Source organism: Martinezella lusitana (assembly GCF_900094565.1).
GTDB classification, from domain to species: Bacteria; Pseudomonadota; Alphaproteobacteria; order Rhizobiales; family Rhizobiaceae; genus Rhizobium; species Rhizobium lusitanum.
In genome coordinates this window covers 247,626-272,632 of sequence record NZ_FMAF01000003.1, presented here as the reverse complement: position 1 = coordinate 272,632, position 25,007 = coordinate 247,626, and the positions used below count along the sequence as shown (strand labels likewise).

28 protein-coding genes are annotated in these 25,007 nt (G+C 60.2%); all 28 read right to left on the bottom strand.

The features are described from left to right. Positions 1–9: 9 nt before the first annotated feature. Positions 10–1,626: a hypothetical protein gene (locus GA0061101_RS07690; protein WP_141694051.1), complete on the bottom strand. Its 1,617-nt coding sequence runs from the start codon at positions 1,624–1,626 to the stop codon at positions 10–12. A 92-nt stretch (positions 1,627–1,718) separates the two neighbouring features. Beyond that, the gene (gene gpJ / locus GA0061101_RS07685) at positions 1,719–5,054 is read right to left on the bottom strand and encodes a TipJ family phage tail tip protein (protein ID WP_208864997.1); all 3,336 of its coding nucleotides are present in this window, start codon (positions 5,052–5,054) and stop codon (positions 1,719–1,721) included. Then, positions 5,051–5,473, bottom strand: a complete 423-nt coding sequence (locus tag GA0061101_RS07680; RefSeq protein ID WP_092573410.1) for a C40 family peptidase — start codon at positions 5,471–5,473, stop codon at positions 5,051–5,053. The genes gpJ and GA0061101_RS07680 overlap by 4 nt, the downstream gene beginning before the upstream one ends. After that, entirely contained in the window at positions 5,470–5,994 is a 525-nt protein-coding gene (locus GA0061101_RS07675; RefSeq protein ID WP_092573409.1) for a hypothetical protein, read from the bottom strand. The genes GA0061101_RS07680 and GA0061101_RS07675 overlap by 4 nt, the downstream gene beginning before the upstream one ends. Continuing rightward, complete coding sequence (locus tag GA0061101_RS07670) at positions 5,991–6,413, bottom strand: hypothetical protein (RefSeq protein WP_092573408.1); 423 nt, start codon at positions 6,411–6,413, stop codon at positions 5,991–5,993. Before GA0061101_RS07670 ends, GA0061101_RS07675 begins: the two co-directional genes overlap by 4 nt. Positions 6,414–6,643: 230 nt before the next feature. Then, positions 6,644–10,975, bottom strand: coding sequence for a phage tail length tape measure family protein (locus tag GA0061101_RS07665; protein WP_092573407.1), 4,332 nt, complete (start codon positions 10,973–10,975; stop codon positions 6,644–6,646). Beyond that, positions 10,975–11,235 (bottom strand): DUF1799 domain-containing protein, encoded by a 261-nt coding sequence (locus tag GA0061101_RS07660; protein ID WP_280951427.1) that lies wholly within the window; start codon positions 11,233–11,235, stop codon positions 10,975–10,977. The genes GA0061101_RS07665 and GA0061101_RS07660 overlap by 1 nt, the downstream gene beginning before the upstream one ends. Positions 11,236–11,330: 95 nt before the next feature. Further along, positions 11,331–11,777 (bottom strand): hypothetical protein, encoded by a 447-nt coding sequence (locus GA0061101_RS39315; protein WP_092573405.1) that lies wholly within the window; start codon positions 11,775–11,777, stop codon positions 11,331–11,333. Positions 11,778–11,798: 21 nt separating this feature from the next. After that, positions 11,799–12,731 carry a phage tail tube protein gene (locus GA0061101_RS07650; RefSeq protein WP_092573404.1) on the bottom strand — a complete coding sequence of 311 codons (933 nt, stop codon included), beginning with the start codon at positions 12,729–12,731 and terminating at the stop codon, positions 11,799–11,801. A 3-nt stretch (positions 12,732–12,734) separates the two neighbouring features. Further along, the gene (locus GA0061101_RS07645; RefSeq protein ID WP_092573403.1) at positions 12,735–12,932 is read right to left on the bottom strand and encodes a hypothetical protein; all 198 of its coding nucleotides are present in this window, start codon (positions 12,930–12,932) and stop codon (positions 12,735–12,737) included. Further along, entirely contained in the window at positions 12,932–13,354 is a 423-nt protein-coding gene (locus GA0061101_RS07640; RefSeq protein ID WP_092573402.1) for a phage tail terminator protein, read from the bottom strand. The genes GA0061101_RS07645 and GA0061101_RS07640 overlap by 1 nt, the downstream gene beginning before the upstream one ends. Beyond that, the gene (locus GA0061101_RS07635; protein ID WP_092573401.1) at positions 13,351–13,764 is read right to left on the bottom strand and encodes a gp436 family protein; all 414 of its coding nucleotides are present in this window, start codon (positions 13,762–13,764) and stop codon (positions 13,351–13,353) included. The genes GA0061101_RS07640 and GA0061101_RS07635 overlap by 4 nt, the downstream gene beginning before the upstream one ends. Then, positions 13,761–14,003 (bottom strand): Acb2/Tad1 domain-containing protein, encoded by a 243-nt coding sequence (locus GA0061101_RS07630; RefSeq protein WP_092573400.1) that lies wholly within the window; start codon positions 14,001–14,003, stop codon positions 13,761–13,763. The genes GA0061101_RS07635 and GA0061101_RS07630 overlap by 4 nt, the downstream gene beginning before the upstream one ends. A gap of 2 nt (positions 14,004–14,005) precedes the next feature. After that, positions 14,006–14,242: a DUF7210 family protein gene (locus GA0061101_RS07625; RefSeq protein ID WP_092573399.1), complete on the bottom strand. Its 237-nt coding sequence runs from the start codon at positions 14,240–14,242 to the stop codon at positions 14,006–14,008. Positions 14,243–14,357: 115 nt separating this feature from the next. Further along, positions 14,358–15,290 carry a capsid protein gene (locus GA0061101_RS07620; protein WP_092573398.1) on the bottom strand — a complete coding sequence of 311 codons (933 nt, stop codon included), beginning with the start codon at positions 15,288–15,290 and terminating at the stop codon, positions 14,358–14,360. A 28-nt stretch (positions 15,291–15,318) separates the two neighbouring features. Continuing rightward, entirely contained in the window at positions 15,319–15,690 is a 372-nt protein-coding gene (locus GA0061101_RS07615) for a hypothetical protein (protein ID WP_092573397.1), read from the bottom strand. Positions 15,691–15,708: 18 nt separating this feature from the next. Then, a complete protein-coding gene (locus tag GA0061101_RS07610; protein ID WP_092573396.1) occupies positions 15,709–16,806 on the bottom strand; it encodes a hypothetical protein in 1,098 nt (365 codons plus the stop codon). 214 nt (positions 16,807–17,020) lie between these two features. Continuing rightward, positions 17,021–17,533, bottom strand: a complete 513-nt coding sequence (locus tag GA0061101_RS07605) for a phage virion morphogenesis protein (protein WP_092573395.1) — start codon at positions 17,531–17,533, stop codon at positions 17,021–17,023. Then, a complete protein-coding gene (locus GA0061101_RS07600) occupies positions 17,530–18,756 on the bottom strand; it encodes a PBECR2 nuclease fold domain-containing protein (RefSeq protein ID WP_092573394.1) in 1,227 nt (408 codons plus the stop codon). The genes GA0061101_RS07605 and GA0061101_RS07600 overlap by 4 nt, the downstream gene beginning before the upstream one ends. After that, positions 18,749–20,236, bottom strand: coding sequence for a DUF935 domain-containing protein (locus GA0061101_RS07595; RefSeq protein ID WP_092573393.1), 1,488 nt, complete (start codon positions 20,234–20,236; stop codon positions 18,749–18,751). Before GA0061101_RS07595 ends, GA0061101_RS07600 begins: the two co-directional genes overlap by 8 nt. 1 nt (position 20,237) lies before the next feature. Beyond that, positions 20,238–21,872 (bottom strand): hypothetical protein, encoded by a 1,635-nt coding sequence (locus tag GA0061101_RS07590; RefSeq protein WP_092573392.1) that lies wholly within the window; start codon positions 21,870–21,872, stop codon positions 20,238–20,240. After that, positions 21,869–22,459, bottom strand: a complete 591-nt coding sequence (locus GA0061101_RS07585) for a DUF3486 family protein (protein WP_092573391.1) — start codon at positions 22,457–22,459, stop codon at positions 21,869–21,871. The genes GA0061101_RS07590 and GA0061101_RS07585 overlap by 4 nt, the downstream gene beginning before the upstream one ends. A 3-nt stretch (positions 22,460–22,462) precedes the next feature. Further along, positions 22,463–22,762 (bottom strand): VpaChn25_0724 family phage protein, encoded by a 300-nt coding sequence (locus tag GA0061101_RS07580; protein ID WP_092573536.1) that lies wholly within the window; start codon positions 22,760–22,762, stop codon positions 22,463–22,465. After that, complete coding sequence (locus tag GA0061101_RS07575) at positions 22,762–23,091, bottom strand: DUF2730 family protein (protein WP_092573390.1); 330 nt, start codon at positions 23,089–23,091, stop codon at positions 22,762–22,764. Before GA0061101_RS07575 ends, GA0061101_RS07580 begins: the two co-directional genes overlap by 1 nt. Next, positions 23,088–23,306, bottom strand: a complete 219-nt coding sequence (locus GA0061101_RS07570) for a TraR/DksA C4-type zinc finger protein (protein ID WP_092573389.1) — start codon at positions 23,304–23,306, stop codon at positions 23,088–23,090. Before GA0061101_RS07570 ends, GA0061101_RS07575 begins: the two co-directional genes overlap by 4 nt. Positions 23,307–23,494: 188 nt before the next feature. After that, a complete protein-coding gene (locus tag GA0061101_RS07560; RefSeq protein WP_092573387.1) occupies positions 23,495–23,848 on the bottom strand; it encodes a hypothetical protein in 354 nt (117 codons plus the stop codon). Further along, the gene (locus GA0061101_RS07555) at positions 23,845–24,102 is read right to left on the bottom strand and encodes an NAD(P)+ transhydrogenase beta chain (RefSeq protein ID WP_245297454.1); all 258 of its coding nucleotides are present in this window, start codon (positions 24,100–24,102) and stop codon (positions 23,845–23,847) included. Before GA0061101_RS07555 ends, GA0061101_RS07560 begins: the two co-directional genes overlap by 4 nt. 158 nt (positions 24,103–24,260) lie before the next feature. Beyond that, positions 24,261–24,980, bottom strand: a complete 720-nt coding sequence (locus GA0061101_RS07550; RefSeq protein WP_092573386.1) for a TIGR02594 family protein — start codon at positions 24,978–24,980, stop codon at positions 24,261–24,263. Positions 24,981–25,007: the final 27 nt, after the last annotated feature.

The following is a 25,007-nucleotide window of genomic DNA, read 5'->3' as shown; positions in this document are numbered from 1 at the left end:
TTTTTCTCCTTACGATGGCGCGAAATTGCGCCAAATGCCGTTGATGTATGCCCTGAGCTGGAAAACGCTCGCTCCGGTATTCGAGACACAGATGACCTCGCCCTCACTGCCCAGCGTTGGGTTGACCGAATAGACGGGGACGACAAAGCCGCCTTGGTGCTTGAGGTAGGCTTTCGTGAGGCCGGTGTTCAGCTCTATGCTGCGATCCCCGTTCATGCCGAGCCGTCCAACCAGGGTCGCTCCATCTACAAGACGATCGAAATACAGTGATGTGGTTGTCCAGCCGGCTCCGTTAGCAGTCTTGCTGAACCTCGTCAGCATCCTGTTCACGTTCGCGCCGTCTGGCACGTACATGTCGAGCAACGACACCTTGGCGGGTGCCGTGGCACTCAGGTCCTCTCGCTTGTAGGCAAAGATTGCGGTATCGGTCCAATTGGCGTCGATCAGCAGCGGCCGCATAAATCTTGCGCTCTCAACGCCTGCCCCGGTGCCATTCCATGCGGCGGTGATGCGCAGGCCGGCATAGATGTCGGGTACCGCCAGGTTATCGTTAAACCGAGCGCCGATCAGGTCCAATCCTATGCGAACGTTGTTTGGATCAGGCCCATTGGCCGATATGTCTATTTCAACCGAAACGAGCGCCCCATAGGTCGCTGATGGGTCTTCTCTGGTCTCAAACACTGCGGACCAAGTCTGGCCTTGGCCATACTTAGTCGCCTGGAAATATCCTGCAACATTCTCGCCGGCGGCGGAATGATTGTTCATGATAGCGAGGAAAGCCCATTCGATCGATGTCGTTGAAGCACCTGCGGTGCTATCGACCATGAGGGCAGAATTGGTAATTCCAGGCGTTCCACCAACAACGGCGCTGGTGTCTCGGAAGACGCGAACGTCCCAGCCATCAAGCGTGGTCGGGTTTGCCTTATGGAAGATGATCTTGCTGTCGAGATAAATCGTCGGAATGTCAGCGAGGTTTTCATAGCGCAAAATATCACCGACGCTTCTGCCTGCAGGGGCAAGGCCCCACCATTTCCCGTTCGCGTCCTGTCCTTTCCGATCAGCGGCCGGCTCGGTGTCCGATGCGAGGAATAGGCCATCATGGCCATCTCCCGCCGCGGCTTCGCCGTTTAGGCGGATGGCATTGATGCCGATCGGAACATGGATCGCGGAGAGACCGTCGAGGGTGGCGAAGATCGGCACATTTCCCTGAGAAACGGCGTCCGAAGCATAACCAGCGGCGATGTCCCTGGCAGCCTCCGCCGCGATTTTTTGAACCTCTGCACCATCGCGAAATGCCTCTGCCGCGATTTTCTGAACCTCTGCATCATCGCGAAATGCCTCCGCCGCTTCCACGGCGGCGCGGGCGATATCGGCTGGAAGATCGTCGATCTTGACCCATGCACCGGCCTGGAGCTTGTAGACGCCACGCTTGGTTTCATCCACGTCGAGGAGGACCAAGCCAATGTCGCCGTTATGATATGACCCGGCAACCGCAGCTAGTTCCGCCAAGCTCGCCTTTGCCACAACAGCCCCAGTCATCTGCAGCAGCGTGGAAATGAGATCGGCGAGTGCGCCTACCGAAGCAAGCGTCGTCGCCATTTCGTCGACCGTTGTCTGGCCTGTCACGCTCGCGTTCTGCGTAATGATCGACACTGGACGAGGGACCGACGGTAAATTCGGGGTTCTGATACCTGGAAGCTGGGAAACCATAGAAACTCCTATCGGATGGTCACGGTGAACGGCCCCGCCATCGGACCCGGAACGCCATCCGTGTTTTGAGGTTCGAGCCAGAAGTAGTGAATGCCGGCAGCCAGGCAGGTCGACGTCTCCTCAAAGAGGACGATGTCGTCGATCGAGCCGACGAAGGCCGATGTGCCGGCAAAGGCCAGTGTGTCGTTGCCGCTGATGGCCTGGACACGATCAGAGAAGTTGCCGTTCGCAGTGCGCGCTGTTCCTGCGTTCGTGGTGCCGCCTGTGAACTGCGGTGTCAGCGATCCGGCGGTGACGCCCGAGAGGGTGAAGGCAAAACGGTAGTAAACGCCTTCGGTCACTGCCTGCGCCTGAGATAAGGACGCCGCCGATCCGGCCACATGGCTGGCGACCCCGCTGGCGATCGCCCAGCCCGTTCCTTTCGTCCAGGCGCTATCCGCATCGAAGCCACCGTTTGTGACCTTGTTCGAACGAGTGGTATCGCCCACCGCCGCGCTATAGCCGCGAGAAGGTTGCACGGAGATTGGAGCGCCGACTGCATCCGTCGAGCGACTGACGCTCGACGTCAAGGATCGGTAGATCTGAACCTGCATCGTCGCCGTGTCTACGCCAGTGGAGAACATGACCGTCGCGCCGCCGAGCAGTGCACCAACGGTCACCGCGCCGCTGTCGAGCGCCTGCGGAACGGCGGCGTCCTGGGAGCCGATCGTGACGTTGACGACGATCGTAAATGGTCCGACTTGCGCCGCTGCATTCAGAGCCGCCGCGCGTATCTGCACCGGCTGGCCTGTCGTATAGCCGGTGATCGAGCAGCCGCCATTCGATGCCGGAAAGTCGACCGTCTGCCATATCGTCGCGCCGGCGAGCCGATGCTGTACACGGAACGTGACGCTCGGGACTGTGCCGGTACCAGGCCTCAAATTGACGATTAGACCGCCTTCGGTGTCGGTGCCGGAAAGGCCAGTCTCGATCGACGCGAACACGGGTGCGGGCGGCAAGCCCGTATCGTTGCCGATATCGTCGCCGACGCGGCCGGACCAGGGCGGCGGCACTTCGGCGTCGGTCAACTCGTCGATGATCGGGCTCGCATCGATCATCGTGAAGATGCTGGACATGTCCTGGGCCGCTTCGACGCGGGTAACGATCAATGGCATGCTCTCGGTCAGCGCTTCCCCGAAATGCAGCAAATCGCCTACACCTGGTGATACGCCGTCACCTGAGAGGGTCAAAAGCGTATGCGTCCCGGCGTAGGTCCTGACGCGCCGGACCAGACTCGTGCCGACAGTGTCGGTTTCATCGGCGAATACGCGGAAGCGCATCGCATAATCCCGACCCGCGATCATCGTCACAGCGTCCTCCAACACAACGAGCTTGCCATCCACCGATTTGATACGCGTTGCGAGCTGGGTTCGGTCGAGGACGTCGAAGCTGCCCATGACAAGATCGCCGCGTGTCGCAACGCGGATCGGTCCATCGACCGTGGCCGTATAGACGTCGGGTCGGTAGATCGCCTCATACATCTTGCGACGCGCCTCGCGCCAGATCTCGGCCGGATCGGTCTTGCCGGGCAGCTCCAGCTGCTCGGTCAACAGGATATCGCCGGAATAGCCCGGCCACGGTACCAGGCGTTCAGCCTGCTTGTAGTCGTTTGTTGCGTCCAGGAACTGAACACGGAAGCCGTGCGGTGCTTCGAAGTAGGTTCGGGTGGACTGGAAATTCCAGCTGACCCGAGGATTGATATGGTCGACGACAAGATCCTGCGGTCTGTCGATGACGACGCCATAGCGAATGCCGTCATGCCACCTGGTGGCGCGGCCGGCCGCTGCGATTTCCTTCAGCCGGTCGCCTAGCGTTCCGTCGTCGTCCATGGCCTTGTCGTACTTCAGCCCCTTGGCGGTGCAGAACTCGTGCCAATCCTGCAGCAGCGCGAGATTGAGTTCATCGTCGGTCGATGGCTTCGGATTGGCGGCGGACTGAAGAACATGGCGATAGAGCGAGGCCGGATTGCTGGTTTCTCGCTGGATCCATGTCTGAGAGCCGCTATCCCAGTCCAGGCATCGCCGGCTTGCCAGAGCGTTGAAATTGTCGAGCGCACCGTTCAGCTGATAGGTCGCCTTGACACGCACGGCGACAAGGGCAAGCGGAGACGTGAAGTTCAGCGGATACTCCGGCCGGAGCGTCTGAAGCGCCACCCAGGTCGTACGCCCTTGCGTCGACTGGTTGGTGAACTCGTCCGTCATGCGGGTGACTTCGATGTCGTACCGGCCGCGCGTGGCGAAGTTCCAAGTGTACTGGCGGTAAAAGCCCTCGAACTTCTTGGCCGTGAAATCGAGTGTTACAACCTCGGTCCAGGCGTCGGTTCCGGCCGGACGCTGGCGAATGCGCATCGAGACGGTCACTGACCGCTGCTTGCCCTTGTCGTCGACCTTGCCGAGGCCGGCCGGAAAGCCAAAGATGATCGAGGCACCGGATGCATCCGCACCCGTGGTTCTGATGATCGGCGTCTCGATGCCAGGGCCGTCGATCTCATTGCCTTCGTCGTCACGATGCTCCGGCCGGACCAGCTCCGTTCCGACGCTCTCCTCGTAGATCTGTGTCGGATAGAGGGTAAGTGGGGCGTCGGTCGGCAGGCCTTCGCGTATCTCGGTCTGGATCTCGTCGTAGTCGGAAAACGATGTTTCTCCGATCCGAAAATCTGAGAAGCTCAGCGGCCCGTAGCCGAAGTAGAAAAGCGCGCGAATATACTGAAGATCGCCGACGATCTCGGTGTGAGAGGTAGCGGCGAAGGGTGGCGCATAGCGCACCTTTCCCATGATAAGAGGCACCACGCCGTCAGGATCGAGCTTATTGCGCCACCCGCTGATCTGATAGCTCGTCTTCTTGTCGTCGTCGGTTGAGACAGGCGGTATGAGAGCGTTGATCAGCAAATTACCAAGGACAGTGACGCCGAGACCGATCAGGCCGGCTGCTAGCTGGGTGCTGATGCCGAGCGTTTGAGACAGCGGCACTGCCCAGACCTGACCGAGAGCAATTGCCGCGATCGAGACGACCACGGATAGGATGGACCTGAGTGCGCCGTTCGAGGGCACGATCCGGATGACGACGCGCACGCCGGCATGTGGATAGACGCGCTTCCAATGCTGCCGATCGACGACGACGCTGCCGCGATCGGAGACGAGCACGATGCGCGCATGCGCAAGATCCGGCTCGCTCGCGTGTGGCAATGCTAGAGCAACGATCTGCGCGATGCTCAAACCTGTAGGCAGATCCAGATCCACCCGGGCGCTACCGGGATCGAAGAATGGAGCGGTAAGAACGGGAATGGTGGTCTTCGAAGGGATCATTGAACGCCCCTCGAAGCCACTTCGAAATGTCGATAAATGCCCGTCAGGCGATGCGCCCAGCGGCCGGAGTTGTAATGCTCGACGCGTGAGTGATCGTCAGCCGAGGTGTGCAGCATCAAGCCGGGCGAAACAACAATGCCGACATGCGCTTCCATGTCGCCGCGCCGGAAGACAACGATGTCAAAGGTTGCCGCGTGGACTGTGCTCGCCCATGTCTCGCTACCGGCTGCCGAGCTGATCAATGCATCCAGTTCGCGGCGCTCTTCCTGTGACGTATATCGCTCGATGTAGCTCGGCAGCTCGATACCGAGGGTTTCGGCATACACCAGCTTGGCAAGGCCCCAGCAGTCGACGCCGCGCCGACCGCGACCAAATTCGACGTAGGGCACACCGACGAAATCCGTTGTCCAGTGCTTCATCGGTGCAGCCCCGGAAACCTGTTCTTCGTCATGCGGCCGGATGGAAGCTTCTCGTCCTCGATGCTCTCCCGGCTGATTGTGAGGGTGACTTCGCCCGCGTCGATCTGTGCCGTCATCAGCTTTAGGTTTCTGAACTCCGCCTCGATAAGGTTTGGCGAGCTGGCAAGCACCACGGCGATGCTGACCGTCGCGAGATCCGTGAACGACCGGAGAAGCTTGGCGATATCGTTGTCGACGTTCTCCAGGACAATGTTTGCCTCGGCCGGCGCGTCATCGATGTCGGACGGCAGGACGGTCGAGGCGAGCACGAAGAGAAACGGATCGGTGACGGGGTTGACGCCCATCCATGTGGATCGGGTGCCGTACATCAGCGGTTCGTCCTGGAGCCTTTCGGTCGGATCGGTCGACAGCAATACAGGATTATCCAGCGATGAATGCTCGATGCGCACCAGCGCGACATAGATTTCGCTGGTGTTCTGATCGTCCTGCGCCCGGCGCGCATTGAGAGAGACGCGCCTCATGGCATCACCCAAACCGAGAATGACATGCGGAACTCCAACCCGACAACGGCCTCTGCCGGCACATTGTCGCCGAACATGCAAAGCCATATGCCCGCCAGCAGGATGGGTGCGCCGGTTTCCGTGAGCAGTGCCTCACCATCAGCGCCAAGCAACAACCAGCCGTCCGTAGTCGGATCGGGCATATAGAATGGTTTCGAGCCTCTGGCGGTGTCGATCTGGTAGAACCTGTCGAAGATCGCCTTGCCGTCTCTGGAAATCAGGATAGACAAATTGACGTGATCGGCGACAGATGAATAGCGCGAGCGGTAACCGGGAGTGCCGACCTCGGTATTTCTTTTCACGCGGCTGTCTTGCGGAGACTTCCCCCACGTGTCCCGCTCCGGACGCGGAAGATCGGCAGGCCAGGATGGAATGGTCATCGATCGCCCTCCCGGTCGTTCCAGACCGAGGCGAAAAATCCACCCGAATGCACATCACGAAGCATCATAGCCAACCACAGAAAGGCCGGGAGAGGCCCCGGCTTGATTGGCTCGATGATGGCCCGAGCAAGGCATGGCAAGACAGCCGAAAGGGCTTTCGGGTGCTTTGTCGAAGGTGTGTGGAGGTGGAAGAGCCTTACACCTTTTCGAGGCGGTTCGCTAGCGCCTGGTCAGCGCGCGATGCCTCTGCGCTTCACGCCGAAGGTCCGGTTGAGGGTCTTTGCCGCCCCGCCACCCTTCGCGTTGAGAGCATCGCCGACCGTGTCTGAAATGACGAACTTTGTCTGTCGAGCGCCCTTCTCATCGGTGGTCTGCTCGGCCTGAACATTCGCGTTCGAGTAGTTGTGGATCTCGATCTTACCTTCTCGGCCGCCATTTGATGCATTGACGACCGTCTGACCGCCGCTAACCACGCCGCCGCGATCGTAACCGCGATAGCCGAGGCGTATCGCTTCAGCCACTGCGGGGCCACCCACACGTCGAACATCATCCTGGTTCCAGATGACCTCGCCTTTATGAGCGACGCCAGCGGGCTCAAGCCGACCGCCATAGCCTGTGTAGCCGCCGCCATCGAAGCCCTTTGTCAGGAACGAAGAATAAGTGGTGTTGGGCCGCCAGAAGGCGCTGGACGGATCGGAGACGCTGCCCCCAAATAGCGACGTGAAGAAATTCGACGTGCCGCTTGTCAGCGAACCGAACAAGCCGCCGCCACCCGCAGTCGCCCCAGCACCGTTGAATGCCGAGCCGAGGTTCTGGCCAAACTGTCCAAGGCCATTGCCGAAAACGCCCAGGTTCTGTGTCGCGCCCTGCGAGCCTGCAGCCAGCTTAGTGAGCGCTTGCGCCGCCTGGTTGCCAGACGATTGGATGCCGGGCCATAGGGAGGCCTGGGAGGAATTCAGGCCGTTTGCCCACGAACCGCCGCCCATACCGACCTTGTTGCCGCCTAGGTCGAAATGCATCGCGTCCATGGCACCGTATGTGCCTTTGCCGCCGCTGAAGTAACCGCCCCAGCGGAACTGATCCGCCAGCTCGGGATACTTCTGCATCTGCACCTGGCGAGCCATCTGCGCGAAGCGCTCGTAAGTGCCAAAGCTCCCGGCGTCCTGATAGTTGCCGAGCTGCTTACCGCTGGCAAGATCGGTCAACTGGATATCGGTGGCGAGACCCTGGCCATGGAAGCGAGGATCGCCAGCGCGATAGCCGGAGATCGCCTGGGCGCTGTATCCAGGCATGCGTAACGCGGTCGTGTTCAGAATGTCGGTCAAGCGCGGATCGACGTTTGTGCCCTTGTAGTTGCCGCCGAAGCTCAATGCGCTCCCGACAGCCCCAAGCGGGTTGCTGGAAACGAGACCCAAGGCATTGTTGTTCGCAGCTTGCGGCAGGAGTGCCCCAGCGCCGCCAGTCACGCCTCCGTTGATCATGACGGTACCTGCCGTGACCGCCATGGACGCCACCGACTTATCGCCACCGAACATCTGCTTAAAGACACCGCTCACGCCGCCGACATCACCGAATGTGCCATAGTTCGAGCCTGTCAGGGCGTTTTTCAGCGGATTGGCGACACCGACTTGCAGCAGAGTTTTCTTGGCGTCGTCGGCGATGCTGTCGAGGGCACCCTTGAAATCGCCCGAGCTGAGCTTGTCGACAGCACTATCGATCGCATCCTCTTCAGCCCGCCGAATCGTGTTCCAGGCATCGGTCGTGCGGGCAAGCTGCTGGTTCCATTTTTCTGTTTCGGTCGCATTGGCGCGGATCTTGGCGGCCAGGTCGGTGCTTGCGCCAAGCTCGCGGATCTTAACCTCAGCATCATATTGTGCCAGAAGCATCGACTGATCGTTCGTGCCCCGGCCGGCGATCGACGTCTGAAACCGCATGCGATCGATATTGCGCTGCTGGTCGCTCACATAGGAAGCGGCGTTCGCGTTACGCTGCGCCTCGGCGGTGGCATCATAGGCGACTCGCAATTTGGTGACCGTATCCAGCAGCTCCTGACGCTTTCCGGCTTCGGCCGTGGCGGCGGCGAGGATCAGCGGACGCAATGCAAGCTCGGTTTGCAACTGTGTGTTCGCCTGATCGGCCGTCAGCGTGCCGGCTGCGACCTGAGCCGTCAAACTGGATCGAATGCCGATCTCAGTGCGCATGTCAGACGTCTGAGTCTGGGCTGTCGAGATGGTCTCAAGAATGATCTTGTTGCGAGCGTTCGCCGCTTGGTTTTCCAGATCGCGGCTGTTGATCTCCTGGTCAGAAAGCTGCAATCGCGTGCGGCGAGCTTCGAGGTCGGCACGAGTAATCGGATTGCGTTCGTTCTGGATCTGGATGTCCAGGCGGTCCAGCTCGATCGCCCTGGCCTGCTTGTTGATCAAGGCATCCATGACGCGGCTTTGAGCATCGATCGCCGTCGTAATCTGCTGCCGCAGGGTCAGATCGTTGGTGGCATCCTTGCCGGCATTCATGGCTGCAATGTTGTTGCGCAGCGATTCAATCCGCAAGGCGTCGGCGTTTGCGGGCGAGGCACTGGACAGGCTGGTCGCGGCCACACTTAGCCTGATATCATTTGCCTGCTTCTGCCTTTCGGCAGCATCCGCGTCACGCTTATTGATCTGAGCGTCCAGGTTATCGACATTTGCCTGCGCTGCTTTGTCACCACCAAACAAAGAGCCGAGCCAACCGCTCACGCCGCCACCTTGAACGTTCGAAAGGCGCACCTGCGCCATCGCCCGCTGATCCTCCAATGACGGTTCGGACAAGGCTTTATTGGTGGCGCGCCCCATCCAGTCCCAAGCATTGCTGGCTGCGGTGGCAACGCCATCCCATGCCCGGCCGAGTGCCGTCGTCGACTCACTCGCTTTGGCAAGCTTCCCTGGCAAAGCGTCGAGCAAGACAGCCTGTGCTTCGGTCTGACGGTTTGAGCGCGCAAGGTTGGTGGCCTGCCGCGCCGTGGCGGCGTCGATCAGACCATACTGCTGATAGAGCGCCTGGGCCGCTTTCTCCGGATCGGAAAACATTTCGGCGAGGGCTTGACCGGCCGCGTCGGTGTCTGTCCCGATGGTGACGGCAAAATCCTTGCTGATCGCGATCAACTTTTCGAAGTTCTCGCTTCCGATCTTGCCCGTGCGTAGAAACCCGGCTTCCATCGACCGCGCCGATGTAACGGAGATCCCGGCAGCAGATGCGCCGGCACTAGCGGATGCTTCCATGCTGGCCTGTGTGCCGGCGACGGCGCGACCAAGGCCGGCTGCAGCCGTCTCGACTTCCTTTGTCGAGGCGAGATAGTCGCCCCACGCCTTCGCGCCGACCGCGAGTGCCGCCGTCAAGCCGCCAATCGTCGAGGTCACTGGCGTGATGAAACGACCGACCCCGGCAGCAAGCGAGCTAAAATCCCTCAGCGCCGCGTTGACGCCACCCTGGCTGGCATAGAGCTGCAGGATCTGCGGACCCTGCTGTACTGCGACCATGCTGAGGGGCATACCACCGGCTATCCCCTGACCAACGTCAAAGGCCTGATAGGTAAGGTTCTGTCTGCGAAACTGTGCGGCAGGCCCGCTGTCCGGCGATCTTCCTTTGATCTGATCGATCGAACCGAGTGCGGCGCGGCGGCGTCGCTGCAGTTCCGTGGTCATTTCTTCCGGCGAGATGGCTCCGACACTTTGTGCTTCGCGCAACCTTGCAACATCGGACTGGTAGCCGGAAATGACCGCGTAACGCGGGTTGAACTCCGCGCGGAGCTGGTCGAGCTGCTGGCCATATGCGGCGATATCGGCCTCGCGATTGGGCGTCGTGGTGACGCGGTCGACTGCCGATTGCGCAAAGGCCTTGCGGGCTATGGCAGCATTGTTGATCGACGATGTCAGTGCGTCATAGGCGCTCTTCTCACGAAGACGAAAATCGATCGCCTGCGAAGCGGAGATCGCGCCGGTGCGTTGCGCCTCATTGATCTGCTCGATCGCGGATTTGTATTTTTGCTGAGCTGCGAACAGCCGATCTACGCTAGCCTGCAGACTATCCAGTTTCGCGCCGTAGGCCGCGATGTCCGCACCACGATCAGGCGTGGCTGTGACGCGATCGACGGCTGCCTGGGCGAACGCCTTCCTTGCGGCAGCCGCGCCTGCGATCGAGGACGCCAGGGCGTTGTAGCTGTTGGTCTCCTGAAGTCGAAGTTCGATGGCACGGGATGACGAAATCGCACCAACGCTCTGCGCCTGGTTGATATCCGCGATTGCCGCCTCAAGCTTTTTCTGAGCGGCATATAGCGGCTCGTACTTTGCGGTCAGACGATCGAGCGCCTGACCGTAAGCTGCGATATCGGCGGCACGCGAGCTGGTGTTGATGGTCGGCTGCGCGATGCGAAGCTGCGCATCGACTAGCTTCTGCACCTGGGCGGCACTGGTTTGCGCTGCTGTCCCTATTTCACCGAAGGATTGCTTGGTGGACTGGACGGCCGCCGGCACTTTGCTTGTGTCGAGCGTGACGACCGCAGCAAGTCTAAGGGGCGAACCGGCCATCAATCGTCTCCACTGTTGAGGATTGGCAGGGCCGCTTCCTCCATCACTCGCACGTCATTCCAAAGCTCGTCTGAGAAACCACCCCTGCGAAACGCAACATCGCAGGCCGTATAATCGAGACCGACCCAGACCAGTCCCGCCATCCCGACACCGCTAACGCGCCACTGCGTATCGCAAGACAGGAAGGCCATCAGGCTATTCCAATTGCACTCCGCGACGGGATCAAATTCCTCTTCGACTTCTTTCGCTGGGATCTGCACGCCGAACTCGGCGAACTCCAGCCTTACCGTCTCGGAAATCGTGGCGGGCCGGCTGCGATCGCTCCGGCCCGTCCTGTGGGCAGCCCAGCTCCTGGCTAGGCGTTCGAGTTTCCCACGCGCGCCTTGTCGTTCGAGACTGCTTCATCATAGGCGCGATTGATGCCGACGCGGATACGCTCGTGGTTCAAGGCCATATCCAGAGCGGCGGCGGAGAACGGAACCGGGTTCTCCTTCGCATCGAAGACACCACGCCAGTTCTTGATGACCAGGTGATCCATCTTCCGATCGTGGGCTTCTACCTTAGCGCCGATCTTTTCCGCCTTGGCTGTCGCGCCGGCTTGATCCTTCCGATAGTCGTCAGCGACGGGGAGCTGCTTCAAAAGTTCGGTGCGCTGTTTGTCATGCGCCTTGGTTTCTTCGCGGCTTCGGATGACGAACTCGACTTCGAAGGTCTCTTCCTTCAGCGATCCGGGATTGTCGTTGTCCGGTTCGAGGACTTTTACCGGCCACCAGGCCGTCAGGTTTTCGATGAGTTTAAACATGCTCTAAAGGCCCTTTGAAACTTATTTGACGGTGATGACGAATTCGTCGTTGCCCAAGGTCGGCTTGACCATCATGGGCAACGTATTGGTGATGATGTTCTGGCTCTCGTCGTAAGCGTAGCGCCCGATCTGCACGGTCGGCGCATCGAACTGGACGATGTTGCCAGCGGTCTTGCCGTGGACGGCGGCCATGACGCCATCGGTGTGAGACTTGGCAATCTGATCCCAGTTCACGGTCGCAAGAGCGACAGCGTCCATCGTAGCGTTTCCGACCATCCTGCGATCGACGAACTTGATCGACTCGTCATTGATCAACAGGCGCGGCTGGACGTCGCCGCCCAGGTCGAACGAAAAGGCTTCGCAGGCCCCAGCGTAGCCGTGCAGCGAGAAGGTCGTGTTCGCCTTCGAAACCGGAACGGGCTTGATGAATTTCGTGAGATCCACGGTCGGATTGGGCGTGTCGGTTGCGGTCAGGATCAGTCCCTGGAACGTGAACACGAAGCGCGCAATCTGCGCCGGCTGGAAGGACAGCGTGAACGTTCCGCGCGCGCCGACCAGGGCGTGCTTGATGCTGTCCATGAAGTAAAAGATCGTCGCCGACTCCATCGCGTCGGAGATCGGATTGTATTTGACGTCTGTGGCCGCCGCAATGGTTTCGGCCATGGCGCATGCGCGAAGGAGCGGCCCGTAGGCAGGCGCGGTGCCGGCAGCACCTGCTCCGGCGATCTCAACCTCGAAACTGACCCGACCATAGTTGGCGGTGAAGATCGTTCCGAAGTGACCGAAATACGGGAGCAGCAGGCCACGGTCCACGTCCTGGCCGAGAAAGGGCTCGGGCCGAAAGTTCGTGACCTGCATCGCATTGAGAGCGCCGGTCAGGGCTGCGGCTAAACCTTCAGTCACCTCCGTACCGAAGAGGATCGCCTTCTTCTTCGCAGATTTACTCGTGCCCATGGATCAGGCCTTTCCCTTTTTGCTCGCACCATCGGTGTCGGAAGCGGTTTCGTTGGTGGCGGGCAGATCGGCGGCTGGTTCAGCTGCCGGCTCGACCTTTCCGAGATCGTCCGGCCTGCCTGTCGCATCGGCCGTGAAGGCGACGCGGGTCAGGCTCTGGTCTGTTTCGCGGCGATATGAGCCGCCTTGCTGAGGGTGCATTACTTGCTCTCCACGGTTCGGGTTGTTTTCCAGGTTGAGACGAAGACGCTTGTGCCTTTTCCAAGCGAGGCGCTGGCCTGTGTGGCGACAAGCGCCACCAACTCCTCCTGCTCGTCCCATTGCCAGCCGGCCAACGCGCCCTCGATTTCATCGCGAGTTGCTTCAAACTCGGTCACACGGCCGTCCCCTCGCGGGTCGTCGTAGCGGCGGATGAAAAACGCCACCAGGAAGTAGACCTCGACGGATTGACGAAACGTGCCGGTCGAGTACGGGCTTGGCTCGGCATTCTCGCGGAAAGGCAACACGTAGGCGGTGCGGTTCCTCGGCATGACGCCGCTGGACAGAGCCTCAAGATCTTCCGCCGCCAGGACATCAGTCAGTGTTGTCTCGGCCTTCAGGCGCGCTATGGCGGCAGTGATCACAGGTAGCCCTCATAGTTGAAGTTCGGCCGCACCAACATGACGCGGCCTGCGCCGTCGCTCGGCTGCTGGCTGGCGTCGTCAAACGGCAAATTGATCCTCCCAGCCGCCACGTCCTTCAGAGCATCCATGGCTGCTTTCCAGTCACGGACCACATGGTCCGGAGCGCCATTGAGATGGAGGTGGTAGCGCGCGATCGACACGGCCCAGGTGTTGACGAGGCCGGGAACGGCTGGAAGCGGCAACTGATACCGAGTGCCGATGTAGCCGTCGATTTCAGTGCCAGCGGTCGCAATGGCTTTGTCGATGACGTCCGGATCTGCAACGCCGTCGCGATCACGGTCGGCGATCTGAAGGATTTCGTCCTCGCCCGCGCGTTCGAGCAGATCGGACAATATTGCATAAGCGGTCATAGCTCGACCTCGGAAAGCATGTTCATCAGGGGTTCGGCGAGCGCACGATTGAGCGCCATGAAGCCGCGCTCGATGTCCGTCCTGGCAATCGAAAGCCAGCGCTTGTCGATATCCGATCGGCTGCCGAGCGCGTTCAACGTGTCGAGGACCTGTTCCTCGGCAACTCTGTTCTCGGCGATGAGGAGTTGCACTTCCTCAGACTTGCGAATGTACTCGGCAGCCGACAGTTTCTCGGTCATGGTCAGGCCTGGTTCCCGCTGCCAACGGAAAAGGTGTTGAGCTTCTCGGTTTCTTCCAGGTCGAGCGCATCCGCGTCATGAAGCTGCTTGCCGACCATTGCATCGACCTCGACGGTCTCGCCAGCCTTGGCTTTGACACCGTTGATCCGCGCGGGCTTTGCGAGCGTTACGGGGTAAAGTGTGACCTGTTCCGTCTCAGCGCCGGCATCACCGGCATTGTTGCCATTCTTGGGAGGCATGTTCGTTCCTTCTCAAAGGTCCATGGTTGATTGCCGCTGTTTAGGCTGGCGGCCCGCCAGCCTGGGCTTCGGATCTCTCCTCGCGGCACTCCCACCCCGTATTCAGGTCGAGACGTCAGAGGACGTTTTCGAACAGGAAACCAAGCTCCGGAGCGGCCATCACTTCCTTGACGCTTTCGCCGGAGCGGACGCGGACGGAGCCACGAAGACCGGTCTTCGGTTCATCGATCGAGCCGGCCACGCGTTCGCCGTATTGCGCCGTCCAGGAGTACGTCGGCGTCGCGTCGATCGAGGTGGCCAACGGAGCCTTGAAGAACAGCAATGCATCCGTGCTCCAGGCGCGCTGCATGTTGACGGCTTGCCCCTTTTTGGCAGTGTTGATCCAACCTTCGCCGATGATGATGTCATCCAGCTCCAGCAGGTCTGCTACGGCCTGTTTGGTTGCCATGCCCTTGTCGGTGCCGGAGATACTCAGCGACTGGAGAACAGCCTTATTGGTCCGCAGGCCGGTCCATTCGATCCGACCCAGCACCATATTGTTCGGTCGAATGACCATGCTGTCAGCCGCGTCCGCGATCAGTCGGATCGGATTGCTGGCGTCGTTGGACCACTTGTCCGTGCCGGCCAGGACTTCCTTGTTGCTGGCTGGGTAAAGTGTATCGTCGAACGCCATCTTGGCGACACGAACTTCGCGATCGAGCAACACCATGTCGATCAGCTTCTGTGCGGAGAAGGCACGCGGATCGTAGCCGGGAGGAGCCTGATTGATGTCGTCGATCGGGATGACATCGTCCAGGCCATAATCCAGCGTGGACGCTTCCTTTTCGTCGCCCAGGAATTCGACTTCGTTCGGAGCCGACTTACGGCCGACCTTTGTGTCGGCGATCGTAATGAACTGACCGAAATTGAAGTACCACCACTTAAAGAGGCTTTTGGTCAGGTTCGGCGTCAGACGTGGCGACACCTGATCGGCAATCAGCACGTTGTTCTTGTAGGCGTTGATGATGCCGGTCAACACCGGATCGACTGGGAACGGCGTGCCGCTCATTGAATGCTCCTTAAGGTTTTAGGGGTGGTTAGCCCTGGATCTGACCGGGGCTTACGAAGACGCGGGCGATATCGCCCGAGACAGCGCCGATGGTGGAAATGCCACCCGTACGCGCGTTGACGCCGGCTGCGGGGGCGGCAGGGACCGCCTTGCCGCCAGCACCGGCCGTGAAGAACGTGCCAAACGGGATCGTGCCGCCGACCTGCACTTCGGTTTCGCCGAACAGCACAATGTCGATGCGATCGCCGATCGCAGCGCCGCCAGGGCAATCGCTAACGCCGATGATGGCGTCGGTGCTGGCCGTGGCGAGCGCCGCCTGCCCATCAGACGCGCCAGCCTTGACCAGCAGCTGATGACCAATAGCGACGGCCGCCACGAAACTCTTGATGACTTTGCTCATGCTGGACCCTTTCTGGCCTTAGCGTTTGGTGAGGCGCATGGCGGCCATGGCGGGCGAGATGGTCTCGCCGCGTTTACGGGCCGCTTCGATTTCCGTGTTGATCGCGTCCCTGACGTGGGTCGAATCGGAAAAGTCGGGACCGTCACCGGCAGCGACTTCGCCGGTCGAGACCGGGAGCGGCAGTTTACCCAGCAGCTGCCGGAAACCTTCGCGAGCGGACAGCGACTTCTCTTCGCCGTCTTCCGAGAACGAAAGGACGCCATCGTCGAGGTCGGCGAAGATCGCGGTGGCGAGCGGCTGCAGGCCGATCGGCAGACGGCCGGCCGAAACAATGCCGTTGACGAACACTGCGTCGTCGGCAGCACGGGAAGCGCGTGCGGTCTCTTCGTCCTTGCGGACCTTTTCCGCAAAGCTTGCTTGATCTTCGGCAAGCTTGCGCTCGCGGGCTTCCAGCGCGGCAATTTGGGCAGCGTCCATAGGATCCTCTTTTTCTGTGTAGGTGGTGAAAGGCCCGGCAGGCACCGGATCGCGGATCTGCTGGGCGGCTTCGGTGATTGTGTTGATCTTCCAGTCCGGAATGACGGCGTCGGCCGCTTCAATGCCCTTGTCGGCAATGATCGATTCACGGAACGTGCGGAACAGGCCGGCGATCGTGTCGAACACCCATGCCGAACGAATGACTGCAGCATCGTCGAACTGGACGACGTCCGCGTCCTCGGAAAACTCGATCGACTTCAGCCCCTTCACCGCAGGCGGCGTCGCGCCGAGAAAGCCGACGTGCTTCAGGTAGTATTTGCCCGGCGTCGGGTTGTTCGGGTGATTGGGCGGATAGAAGCTCGACGACACCTTGCTGAACCGGCGACCTTTCACCAGCTCGGCAAACTGCGGCTCGATGTTCTGCGGCTCGGCAACAAGGTGACCGTCCTGGAAAGAGACGGACTTGATCCAGCCATAGGCCGGCGCATCCTGCTTCGGATGACCGACGACGATCGGCGCTTCATGCAGCGCCGGATCATATTGTTTGGCGATGGCTTCAAGATCGGCGTCCGTAAAGGAAAACGCCCGACCTTGGCTATCGGTGTGATTGCCAGAGCGGAAAATATCGATCGGTTTCATGCCGGGCAGATTGGCCCAGGGCAGAAATGCGAAACAGCCGAAAGGGCTTTCGGGTGCCGTCGATTTGGGTCTAGGGGAGCGTCAAACTCATATCACAGTCGTTCTTACGGGCAAGGCTTCGAATTCAAAGTAGTTTCAAAGCCCGTGGGCGGCGTTTTGGGTGCTCGCTGCGGCAATCTCCCGTCCGAAGCCTCCGAACGCGTTTCTAGGGCCGTTATTTCGGCCCTGCCGTATTCTCGATTGCGTCCAGGAAGTGATCTTCGATGATCTCCTGGATGCGGACCTGGTCCTCGCTACTGAAGCCCAGGAATTGACGCCGGGGGATCGCAACGCTTTTCACCATGAACGTCTGCCCACCCATCGAGAACATCAGAGCGGCGGCATTCTTCGGAACGATCGTCGCGCCCTCGTTGTGAGCGCGAGCATAGACCACGTTCGAGCCGATCTCGACCCCGCTCGATGCCAGCTGCCAGATGATACTGGAAAGGTCTCGCGTCTGACCGACTAGGATCGATGGTCCCTTCTTGGTCTTCGCATAAAGCTCGTTGAGATCCTTCCAGGCGTTGCCCTCGGGATCTCGCCCGGTGCGAAACCGTTCCTTGGTGGCCTCGGCTTCATATTCACCGATGTTTTTGTAAACGGGCGTCAGGGTGCCGGCCGCCGCCAGGAGGCGGTCCAGGGCGTCAATGATTTCGTGGTCGTCGATCGTCAACGTCGCGGCGGTCATGCGGCTTTCCTCCGATAGAGCAGCGCGCCACGGCGATAACGATCGGCGGCTCCAGCCGACGTTGGTTCGGCCACCGCCGTCCAGCCGAGCTTGGTCCATTCGAAACGCAGAAAGGTGCTTGTCCCATCAGGCAGCAGCACGCGTTTGAGATAAGACCGGCGCAGGACAATGCCAGATTTGACCATGCCCCAATCCAGCCAGATCTCGTCGGGCTTGCGGATCGCATCCGCCAGGACGCGTGCATACTTCCCATAGGCTGGATTGGTGTCGTCATTCCCTGGCGTCACGTCCGGCCGGAACAACGACTTGCCGATCGGCACGATGCCACCCGAGGCATCACGATAGTAACCACCCTCGTTGCCCTGCAGGCCGAACATTGACAGGAAGGCTGCCGCACCATCCTCGGGCTTGGCTTCCGGTGGCAACAATTCTTCCCAGTTCGTTTCCGTCGCTTCCGGCATGGCGGGCAGGTTTTCGGGCTGGGTGTCGGCGACGGCCGGCAGCGGCGTGCGCAGCTCGGGCGGCACGATACCGGAAAGCCATTCCTCGCCGACGTTGTAATCCCAGCCGCGATCGATGCCCGGATAGCGCATTTCCGGAAAACCGGTGCGAGGATCCACGCTCTCATATGGCGTCAGGTCCGGAGCCTCATCAGGACCAGACTTTCCAAGCCGCTTTAAATCCCGTTCGGACAGGGCTTTGACGTCGCAGCCACAGCCCCAGCCGTTCGGCGGATACATGTACCGCCAGGCCGGATCAGTCGCGGCAAGCACCAGGCCATTCCAATGGAGGTGAAGCAAGCGCGGATGCAGGGCATTAGAATGGACGTACTGGAGGTATGGCCGGTATTTCAGAACGTCCGGATCGGTGAGCTGCTTCCAGCGCCCTGCCATATAGGAGGTGCGCATGTTCGTCGTATAGATGATCCTGGCACGCCAGTCGCGGCGCTCCTCGTTGGTACCGCCCTTGGCGTTGAACTTCCAGCCAGTGCGATCGACGATCTCGTCAAAGCTCTTTCGAAACTCACTAAAGCCGGTTCCAGCGGTTCGCGCCGCCAGCAGCGCCGCCATGAAATCCGATAGCATGTCGTCACGGGCGATGCCGGCCACGGTGAAGCCGCGCACCTGTCCCTGACGCAGAACGTCATCCCAGCGCCTGGTCGGAAGGTTGACCTTATTGCGCAGGAAGTCGATCGCCTCCTGGAATGGGAATTGATCAGCCATTCGACGAGGCCTGTCCTTCCAGATCAGCCGCGATCGTGCCCTGTGCCATCAACCGTGCGAGATCGTCGATCGACATGTCGCCCGACAGTCGTGCGAGCCGTTCGGCAAGGTCATCGTAGGATGTTGCCTCGTTGAAAGCGGCCTCGATGTCGGCGATCATGGCGTCGATCGCCGGCCGGCCGAAATTTGCAAGTTGGTCGGTCAGGTCCGTGACGGCTTTTTCCGCCTGCGTTTCCGGCCGCGCCGGATCAGCAAAGGCAACGTTGCCAAACACGGTTTGCGGCTGATCGGTCGCGTTGGGATCAACAGCGCCAGGCGCAACAGGCTGCGGCTTCTCGATCCAATCACCACCATACGTATCGTTGATGTAGTCGACGGATACCGGCTTGTAGCCCATGGCAAAGATCTTGGTATCCCGATCGGCTTTGTCGTTCAGATCCTCAGCCTCGGAGAAGTCGCGCCAGACGTCCGGCACCGCCTCGCCGGGATAGTTGACGTCGACGTACCAACGGATCGCTGAATCGCGCACTGTCTGGCAAACCAGATCGGCGTCGGCCTTGGCGATCGCAATGCGGACTTCGTTGTGGATCTCGCCAAGAGAGCGTGCGCCACGCTCGCCTGAGTTGGTGCTGAGTGTCTCGCCCAGGACGGCTTCGCTCATCAACTCGTCGAGATAGCGGGACAGAGTATCGAACTGATCCCCCTGGTTTTTGGCTTCCAGAAGCTCGATCGTGACATTGTCTGGAAATATCAGACTGTCCGAGCCCTGCGCTTTCGCAAAGACCGATGCCAGCTCGTCCTGCTTCTTCTGGTCGAAGGCACCCTGATACTGACCGAGCGTGGTCGGCGCTGCGTGTTTGCGGGTGGCCTGGAGCCAGTTTGCCAGCACCTGGCGCTTGAACCAAGCAGGCCAAAAGAGAACCGACCCGACGCCGACGCCATAGGGATCGTCGTCATCATCATCGATCGAATGTCGATGAACGATGAATTTCCGATCGGGCGCTTCGATACCGTCAAGCGGCGAGGATCGGGTGAGGATACGGAGGTTGCTGTCCACATCGAAGCGGAAGCGTCGCTGTTTCTTCACCAGGATCGCTCCGGGCTTCCAGATGCCGTCAGCATTGACCCACATGATTTCGCCGACAGCAAAGCCCTTCAGGACCGCGCCTAGCAGCCCCTTCGTCAGGCGATCGAAGTTGATGGCCTTCAACCACGCCTCGACCTCACTGGCGATCCGCTTGTCGATGCGACGGCTCGATGCCTCGAAGACCTTAAACTCCCTGCTGGCGACTTCCAGCTTTCGCTTCTGCAAGATGGCGAAAGCATGCGGATCGCGCCGGATCTCATCATAGGCCTTGTAGCCCGCCGTGCCGCCACGCGAGACGAGGACATCATCAGTCGGCTGCAGGATCGTCTGGAAGCCCGGAACAAACGGATCGGATTGGACCGTTGCGATTTCTGTCGTGATTGGGTTGGCCATGCTACATCCTCAAAAAGCCGGTTAGCATCGCCATGAGCGCGCCACCTGGTAGCGCCTGCGCATCCTCTGGCAGTTGCCCGCTGATTTCGTTGTTTTCGTTGCCAGTGCCGCCGCCGATCGGGCCGCTGTCCTGGTTGGACGCGAAATAGGCGAGCGCGCCGGCAATGGCGCTGTCGCCATGTCGCTTGTGGCCGTCCGCGCCGATGGTGTGAGCGTTGTCCGGAACCTTGACGACCCCACGTGTCATCTGCAGCAGGCGATAGTCACCCAACGTGTCATCATCACGCGGCAGATTGAAATAGCCATTGTCGAAGCCGTCCTTCAGCTTCGGCATGTTCAGCATGTACCAGTCCTGGCTGAGCTTGATTTCCGAGACGAGAGACGGGCCGAGCTTCTGGCGCGTTACCTCTGCCAGGAAGGCACCGTTGCCGCCGGCATCGAGGGCGGCATGAAAAAACCGTGGCAGGCTGTCGATGATGTAAAACAGGATCTGCTGTTGCGTCGTAAAAGGGACGTCTCGCAGCTCCAGGAGGAATGGAGTGTGCCGCTGCAGATTTCCGCTCACCAGCATCGGATGGATGACTGACAAGTCCTGCGATCGGGCGAAGTCCTGACCAAGGCTAGAGCGCCAGGAGCGTTCGACCTTGTCGAGAAGGGGTTTCAGCTTCTCTTCGCAAAAGGCCTTCGCCTCGGCCTTGCGGAGATCTTCCGACCAGTCGACGAAACCTTTTGGCGGCGTCCAACGGATGACGGGGATCTCTGGATCCATCACCGATTCAATCAGGGCACGGGAGAGGTAGGCGCCACCTGATTGCGATGGAATACAGAACAGCTCCTCGTCAGCGCCGGCCGCATAGAACTTGATGATTTTCTCGCGCCAGTCAGCTTCCGCCTCGGGCGACCACTCCTTGCCGGTGACGAGGCAGATGCGCTCATAAAGCCCATCCTGAAGAGCGCTATCAAGGTCGATCTTCAGGTGGGCGTAGGGCAGCTTGCCAGCATGAACCTCCTGGATCTGCTGGTTAAAGACGTTTTCGAAACCGTTGTGGGTCGAGCAGACAATAACCTTGCCGCCCCACATCAGGAACGCCAGCGCCGCCTTCAGCAGCTCACCCAGATTATCGACGAACGCCGCTTCGTCGATCATGACGACACCCTGCTTACCGCGCAGCGTGCGCGGTGCAGACGAAAGCGCGATGATCTCGAAACCGGATGCGAAGCGGATCCGGAACGCCTGGATCGACTTGTCGCCTTCTTTCGACTTGTCCTCGAACAGGAATTCTTCAGCTTCGAAGGCGGCGAGCGAATAGGCGCGCGCCCACATCGCGCAGGCGTCGATGAATTCTCGCGTCATGTCCTGGGCGTAGGAGATGTACATGACGTCCATGCCGCCAGCGGACTTTTGGCGAGCCGCCTTTATTGCCGCGTAAGCAGCAAAACCAAAGGTGAGACCGATACGACGCGACTTTTCGACAAACAGGACCTGGACCGCCGTCGATTCCATCAACGTGACAACGCGGGCCTGATAGGCCAGCAGCGCCTTGGGCAAGCCGACCTTCTCGACGACGTTCTGCATCTCGTCGGTGGAAAGGCGACGAAGTTTTGCCCACTCCTCTTTCGAAAGCGGTCCGCTCATTGCTTTTCCACCCCGAGGATCTGCGACAGGATATCCTGCGCGGTTTCGGCGCTGAGACCTCTGGACTTGGTAACGCTGTTGACCGCCTTCGCTGCCTTATCGGCAAAGTCGGCTTCGACTTTCTGCCTGCGTGCGGTCGATACCGTTTGCGCCTGGGCGGCAGCGCGCAGCGCATTGGCCAGCGACATGGCACCCTTCGGATCAATGCCGCTTTCGCCCGCGCTGGTCAGCAATTCAAAGATCAGCGTCTTGATGGCTTCGGCCGCAATCAGGGTCAGGTCGTCGCTTGCCTGGGCATCGAACTTGCCAGCGATCGCCGTTGCGATCTCGCGTGTCTCGTCGAGCCGCCGCGTCATTGTAGCGAGCTTGATCGAATAGCGATTGAAGGCGCTGAAGCTCGGGATCTTGATCTCCAGCTCGCCACGATACTCGCGATCGAGCGCCTGCAGTTTGGAGACGAACTCTTCGTAGATTTCGGTTTGAGTGCGATCGCGGTCCTGCAGCTGCTCGGCCGCCCACGCGACAACCGGAGCGCAAGCCTCCGGCAGCATCTCGATCGTAGTCAGCCGGCCGCGTCCGTTTGCCATGTATCAGTTCCCCAACGACGGGCGAGCGACCCCGGCAATAATGGAACGGCGTTCGACGTGATCTAGGCCAGCCTGCGTCAAGGTGGCAATGACAACTGTACCGGCATGGACCGTTCGCACCGCGCCCAACTCGGCAAGCTTAGATATCTGAGTGCGAACCCAATCACGCGAACGCGTATGGCCGAAGGTCTCTAGCACCTTGGTCAAAATGGTTTCGTTCATGGTGGCATTGGCCTCTTGGGCCAGCGCCTTCAGGATCGTCAAGCGCGCATCCTGAGTAAGGTACTCGTCAAAATCGCTCATCATTCGCCCCCACGCTTGAGCAGAAAATCTTCGACGCGACGGGTCGCGCGCTCGGTTGCCTCGGAGGACTTGACCATCGAGTTGATTTGACCTTTCAACTCGGCGAGATCGAGTTGCATCTTTTGGAAACTGTCTTTGTCGGGCATGTGCTTGATTTCGCCTTCCAAGGACTGGATGCGCCGATCGTGATCGACCTGGCCCTTTTCCACCTTGTCAACGCGTCCTTCGAGCTTCTTTTCGCCCGACGAAAAATAGCCCTTTGCGTGGCCGATGAGCGCCAGGGATGAAAGCGCCAGATTGAGGTAAAGTAAGATTTCCTGCGGCATCATCGGCAGTAAACTTCCCGCTCAAAATCTGTCTGACATTCGGCGCATCGCGTGGCTGCTTCATAGGCTTCGCGCCGTGCGAGTGAGATCGTGCAACCGCAATCAACGCATTCCAGCGTGCCCGCACGGACAAGCTTCGCGCGTACCTCGGTGACGCGGGATTGGCGCTCTTGTTCAACGCGGGCTTCGCCCACTTCGCGATCGAAATCACTGTACATTCTGGCCTCCAGCTGCGGCCGCACGGCGGGCCTCGCAGGTGCGAAGGCTCGTTCTATCGGTGCCCCAATAGGACGTGGCCTCGGGCTCGCTGAGCTTCCGATCGGGCAACGCGACGGGAGGCGCGCATGGAACCTTCGCAACAGGCGGGACTTCCCGCTCGACAAAGACCGTCTTCACGACGGGCGGCTTATCGTTGGTTGAGCAAGCGGACGCGCTCGCGGCTAAGGCCGCCAGTGCCATCATCCGGAAGAGCAGCATTTTCCTTCTCCAGTTGTGGGGCTCGCTGCTCGGCGGCCGCGATCTGATCGCGAGCCGCGTCTTGCGCTGCCATGGTTTCCTTCAGGGACTCGGCGATCTTGGCGTTCGCCTGGGCGTTGGATTTCTCGATCTGGCCGGTCCAGTAGGCATCGCGCTCCTGGGCTTTGGTGGCGGCGGCATTGTCGATCATGCTGTCGAGCTTACTGATGGTGAGGAAGGCAAAGCCGGCGATGACGGCGAGCGTCGCAAGGCCAGCCAGGCCGATGATGAGATAGCGGTTCATGGTCTCTCCTCGGGCGGATCATGTCTCGGCTCCCGCATTGCCAGGCGCATATCGTAGGAGCCGAAGCCGCGATGGACGCCGAGCAGGCCGACGATGATGGCCACCATGGATGGAACGGCGATCGTGCCGAAGGCGACGGCCTGCTCAGATCCGAGGCATGCGCCTGCGGTGAGCGACAGGATGACGAGCCACGCTAGGGCCGACGACGACCAGAGCGCTTTCTTCGAAGTGCGATAGGCGGGCTTGGTCACCATTCCATCCATATCCCACACACCAGGATGCCGATCGGCAGAGTTAGAATTGGGCCAACTGTCTGGGCGAGCTGTGAGCCTCCCAGAAACCAAGCGAAGATGGTCAGCATCAACTGCACAAGAAGAAGGATGATGATCGCCGGCCACTTCATGGGTAGGCCCTAGGCTTCGTCTTTTGAGAGCGCCCCGTCCGGCGTCAGATAGACCCGGCCGCCAGCTGGCGTTCCTCCGGTGACCGGCCAACGAACATCATCAAGCCGTCCCTTGTCGACGCGCGTGATCGAGACGCTGTTGCTCTGGTTGCCACCAAGGACGTGATAGGCTGCTTTGTCTTCGCCCACATACTGACCGACGTGACCGCCGCCAGTTCGCTGAAAGGTCAAGATCGCGCCCAGCGCAGGGGCTTTGAGCTGCTTGCCGAAGCTCGACCAGTTGAGCGCACCGAGCGGATTGGAGGGAAGCTGCTCGGTCGGAAGCGTTGCTCCAATGCAATGAGCCTGAAACAGGCCGCACCACGGAACATCGTCATCCTTGAAGTAACCGGCGATCCAGCCACCGAGCTTCTGCGCCCACGCAATGATTGTCGGGTTGGAGCCTGCGCCAACAACTTCCTTCAAGCCCATGAAGCGATAGGCTTCCCGCATCCACACTGGCTGCGCCGGCACTGCCGGTACCGGCTGAAACGTCGTCGAGCTTGATGGAGGATCCTGGCGGAGAAGGTTGAGTGTTTCATCTGTTGCGGTGCCGGTGACGTTCAAGCCGTTCCGTTGCTGGAAGATCGAAAGACCAATGCTGATCGCTCGTGCCGCAGAAGTGCCGGCCGGAGCCGAATAAGCGCCACGGGTCTTTAAACGCGAAATAAGCCATTCTTCGAAAGTCATGCACGCCCCCAGCGCTAAAGAAAAAAG

Excerpts from the sequence above, each read along its gene's own strand:
- gpJ (WP_208864997.1), bottom strand. The coding sequence starts at position 5,054 with ATGATCCCTTCGAAGACCACCATTCCCGTTCTTACCGCTCCATTCTTC.
- GA0061101_RS07680 (WP_092573410.1), bottom strand. The coding sequence starts at position 5,473 with ATGAAGCACTGGACAACGGATTTCGTCGGTGTGCCCTACGTCGAATTT.
- GA0061101_RS07675 (WP_092573409.1), bottom strand. The coding sequence starts at position 5,994 with ATGAGGCGCGTCTCTCTCAATGCGCGCCGGGCGCAGGACGATCAGAAC.
- GA0061101_RS07670 (WP_092573408.1), bottom strand. The coding sequence starts at position 6,413 with ATGACCATTCCATCCTGGCCTGCCGATCTTCCGCGTCCGGAGCGGGAC.
- GA0061101_RS07665 (WP_092573407.1), bottom strand. The coding sequence starts at position 10,975 with ATGGCCGGTTCGCCCCTTAGACTTGCTGCGGTCGTCACGCTCGACACA.
- GA0061101_RS39315 (WP_092573405.1), bottom strand. The coding sequence starts at position 11,777 with ATGTTTAAACTCATCGAAAACCTGACGGCCTGGTGGCCGGTAAAAGTC.
- GA0061101_RS07650 (WP_092573404.1), bottom strand. The coding sequence starts at position 12,731 with ATGGGCACGAGTAAATCTGCGAAGAAGAAGGCGATCCTCTTCGGTACG.
- GA0061101_RS07645 (WP_092573403.1), bottom strand. The coding sequence starts at position 12,932 with ATGCACCCTCAGCAAGGCGGCTCATATCGCCGCGAAACAGACCAGAGC.
- GA0061101_RS07635 (WP_092573401.1), bottom strand. The coding sequence starts at position 13,764 with ATGACCGCTTATGCAATATTGTCCGATCTGCTCGAACGCGCGGGCGAG.
- GA0061101_RS07630 (WP_092573400.1), bottom strand. The coding sequence starts at position 14,003 with ATGACCGAGAAACTGTCGGCTGCCGAGTACATTCGCAAGTCTGAGGAA.
- GA0061101_RS07625 (WP_092573399.1), bottom strand. The coding sequence starts at position 14,242 with ATGCCTCCCAAGAATGGCAACAATGCCGGTGATGCCGGCGCTGAGACG.
- GA0061101_RS07620 (WP_092573398.1), bottom strand. The coding sequence starts at position 15,290 with ATGAGCGGCACGCCGTTCCCAGTCGATCCGGTGTTGACCGGCATCATC.
- GA0061101_RS07615 (WP_092573397.1), bottom strand. The coding sequence starts at position 15,690 with ATGAGCAAAGTCATCAAGAGTTTCGTGGCGGCCGTCGCTATTGGTCAT.
- GA0061101_RS07610 (WP_092573396.1), bottom strand. The coding sequence starts at position 16,806 with ATGAAACCGATCGATATTTTCCGCTCTGGCAATCACACCGATAGCCAA.
- GA0061101_RS07605 (WP_092573395.1), bottom strand. The coding sequence starts at position 17,533 with ATGACCGCCGCGACGTTGACGATCGACGACCACGAAATCATTGACGCC.
- GA0061101_RS07600 (WP_092573394.1), bottom strand. The coding sequence starts at position 18,756 with ATGGCTGATCAATTCCCATTCCAGGAGGCGATCGACTTCCTGCGCAAT.
- GA0061101_RS07595 (WP_092573393.1), bottom strand. The coding sequence starts at position 20,236 with ATGGCCAACCCAATCACGACAGAAATCGCAACGGTCCAATCCGATCCG.
- GA0061101_RS07590 (WP_092573392.1), bottom strand. The coding sequence starts at position 21,872 with ATGAGCGGACCGCTTTCGAAAGAGGAGTGGGCAAAACTTCGTCGCCTT.
- GA0061101_RS07585 (WP_092573391.1), bottom strand. The coding sequence starts at position 22,459 with ATGGCAAACGGACGCGGCCGGCTGACTACGATCGAGATGCTGCCGGAG.
- GA0061101_RS07580 (WP_092573536.1), bottom strand. The coding sequence starts at position 22,762 with ATGAGCGATTTTGACGAGTACCTTACTCAGGATGCGCGCTTGACGATC.
- GA0061101_RS07575 (WP_092573390.1), bottom strand. The coding sequence starts at position 23,091 with ATGATGCCGCAGGAAATCTTACTTTACCTCAATCTGGCGCTTTCATCC.
- GA0061101_RS07570 (WP_092573389.1), bottom strand. The coding sequence starts at position 23,306 with ATGTACAGTGATTTCGATCGCGAAGTGGGCGAAGCCCGCGTTGAACAA.
- GA0061101_RS07560 (WP_092573387.1), bottom strand. The coding sequence starts at position 23,848 with ATGAACCGCTATCTCATCATCGGCCTGGCTGGCCTTGCGACGCTCGCC.
- GA0061101_RS07555 (WP_245297454.1), bottom strand. The coding sequence starts at position 24,102 with ATGGTGACCAAGCCCGCCTATCGCACTTCGAAGAAAGCGCTCTGGTCG.
- GA0061101_RS07550 (WP_092573386.1), bottom strand. The coding sequence starts at position 24,980 with ATGACTTTCGAAGAATGGCTTATTTCGCGTTTAAAGACCCGTGGCGCT.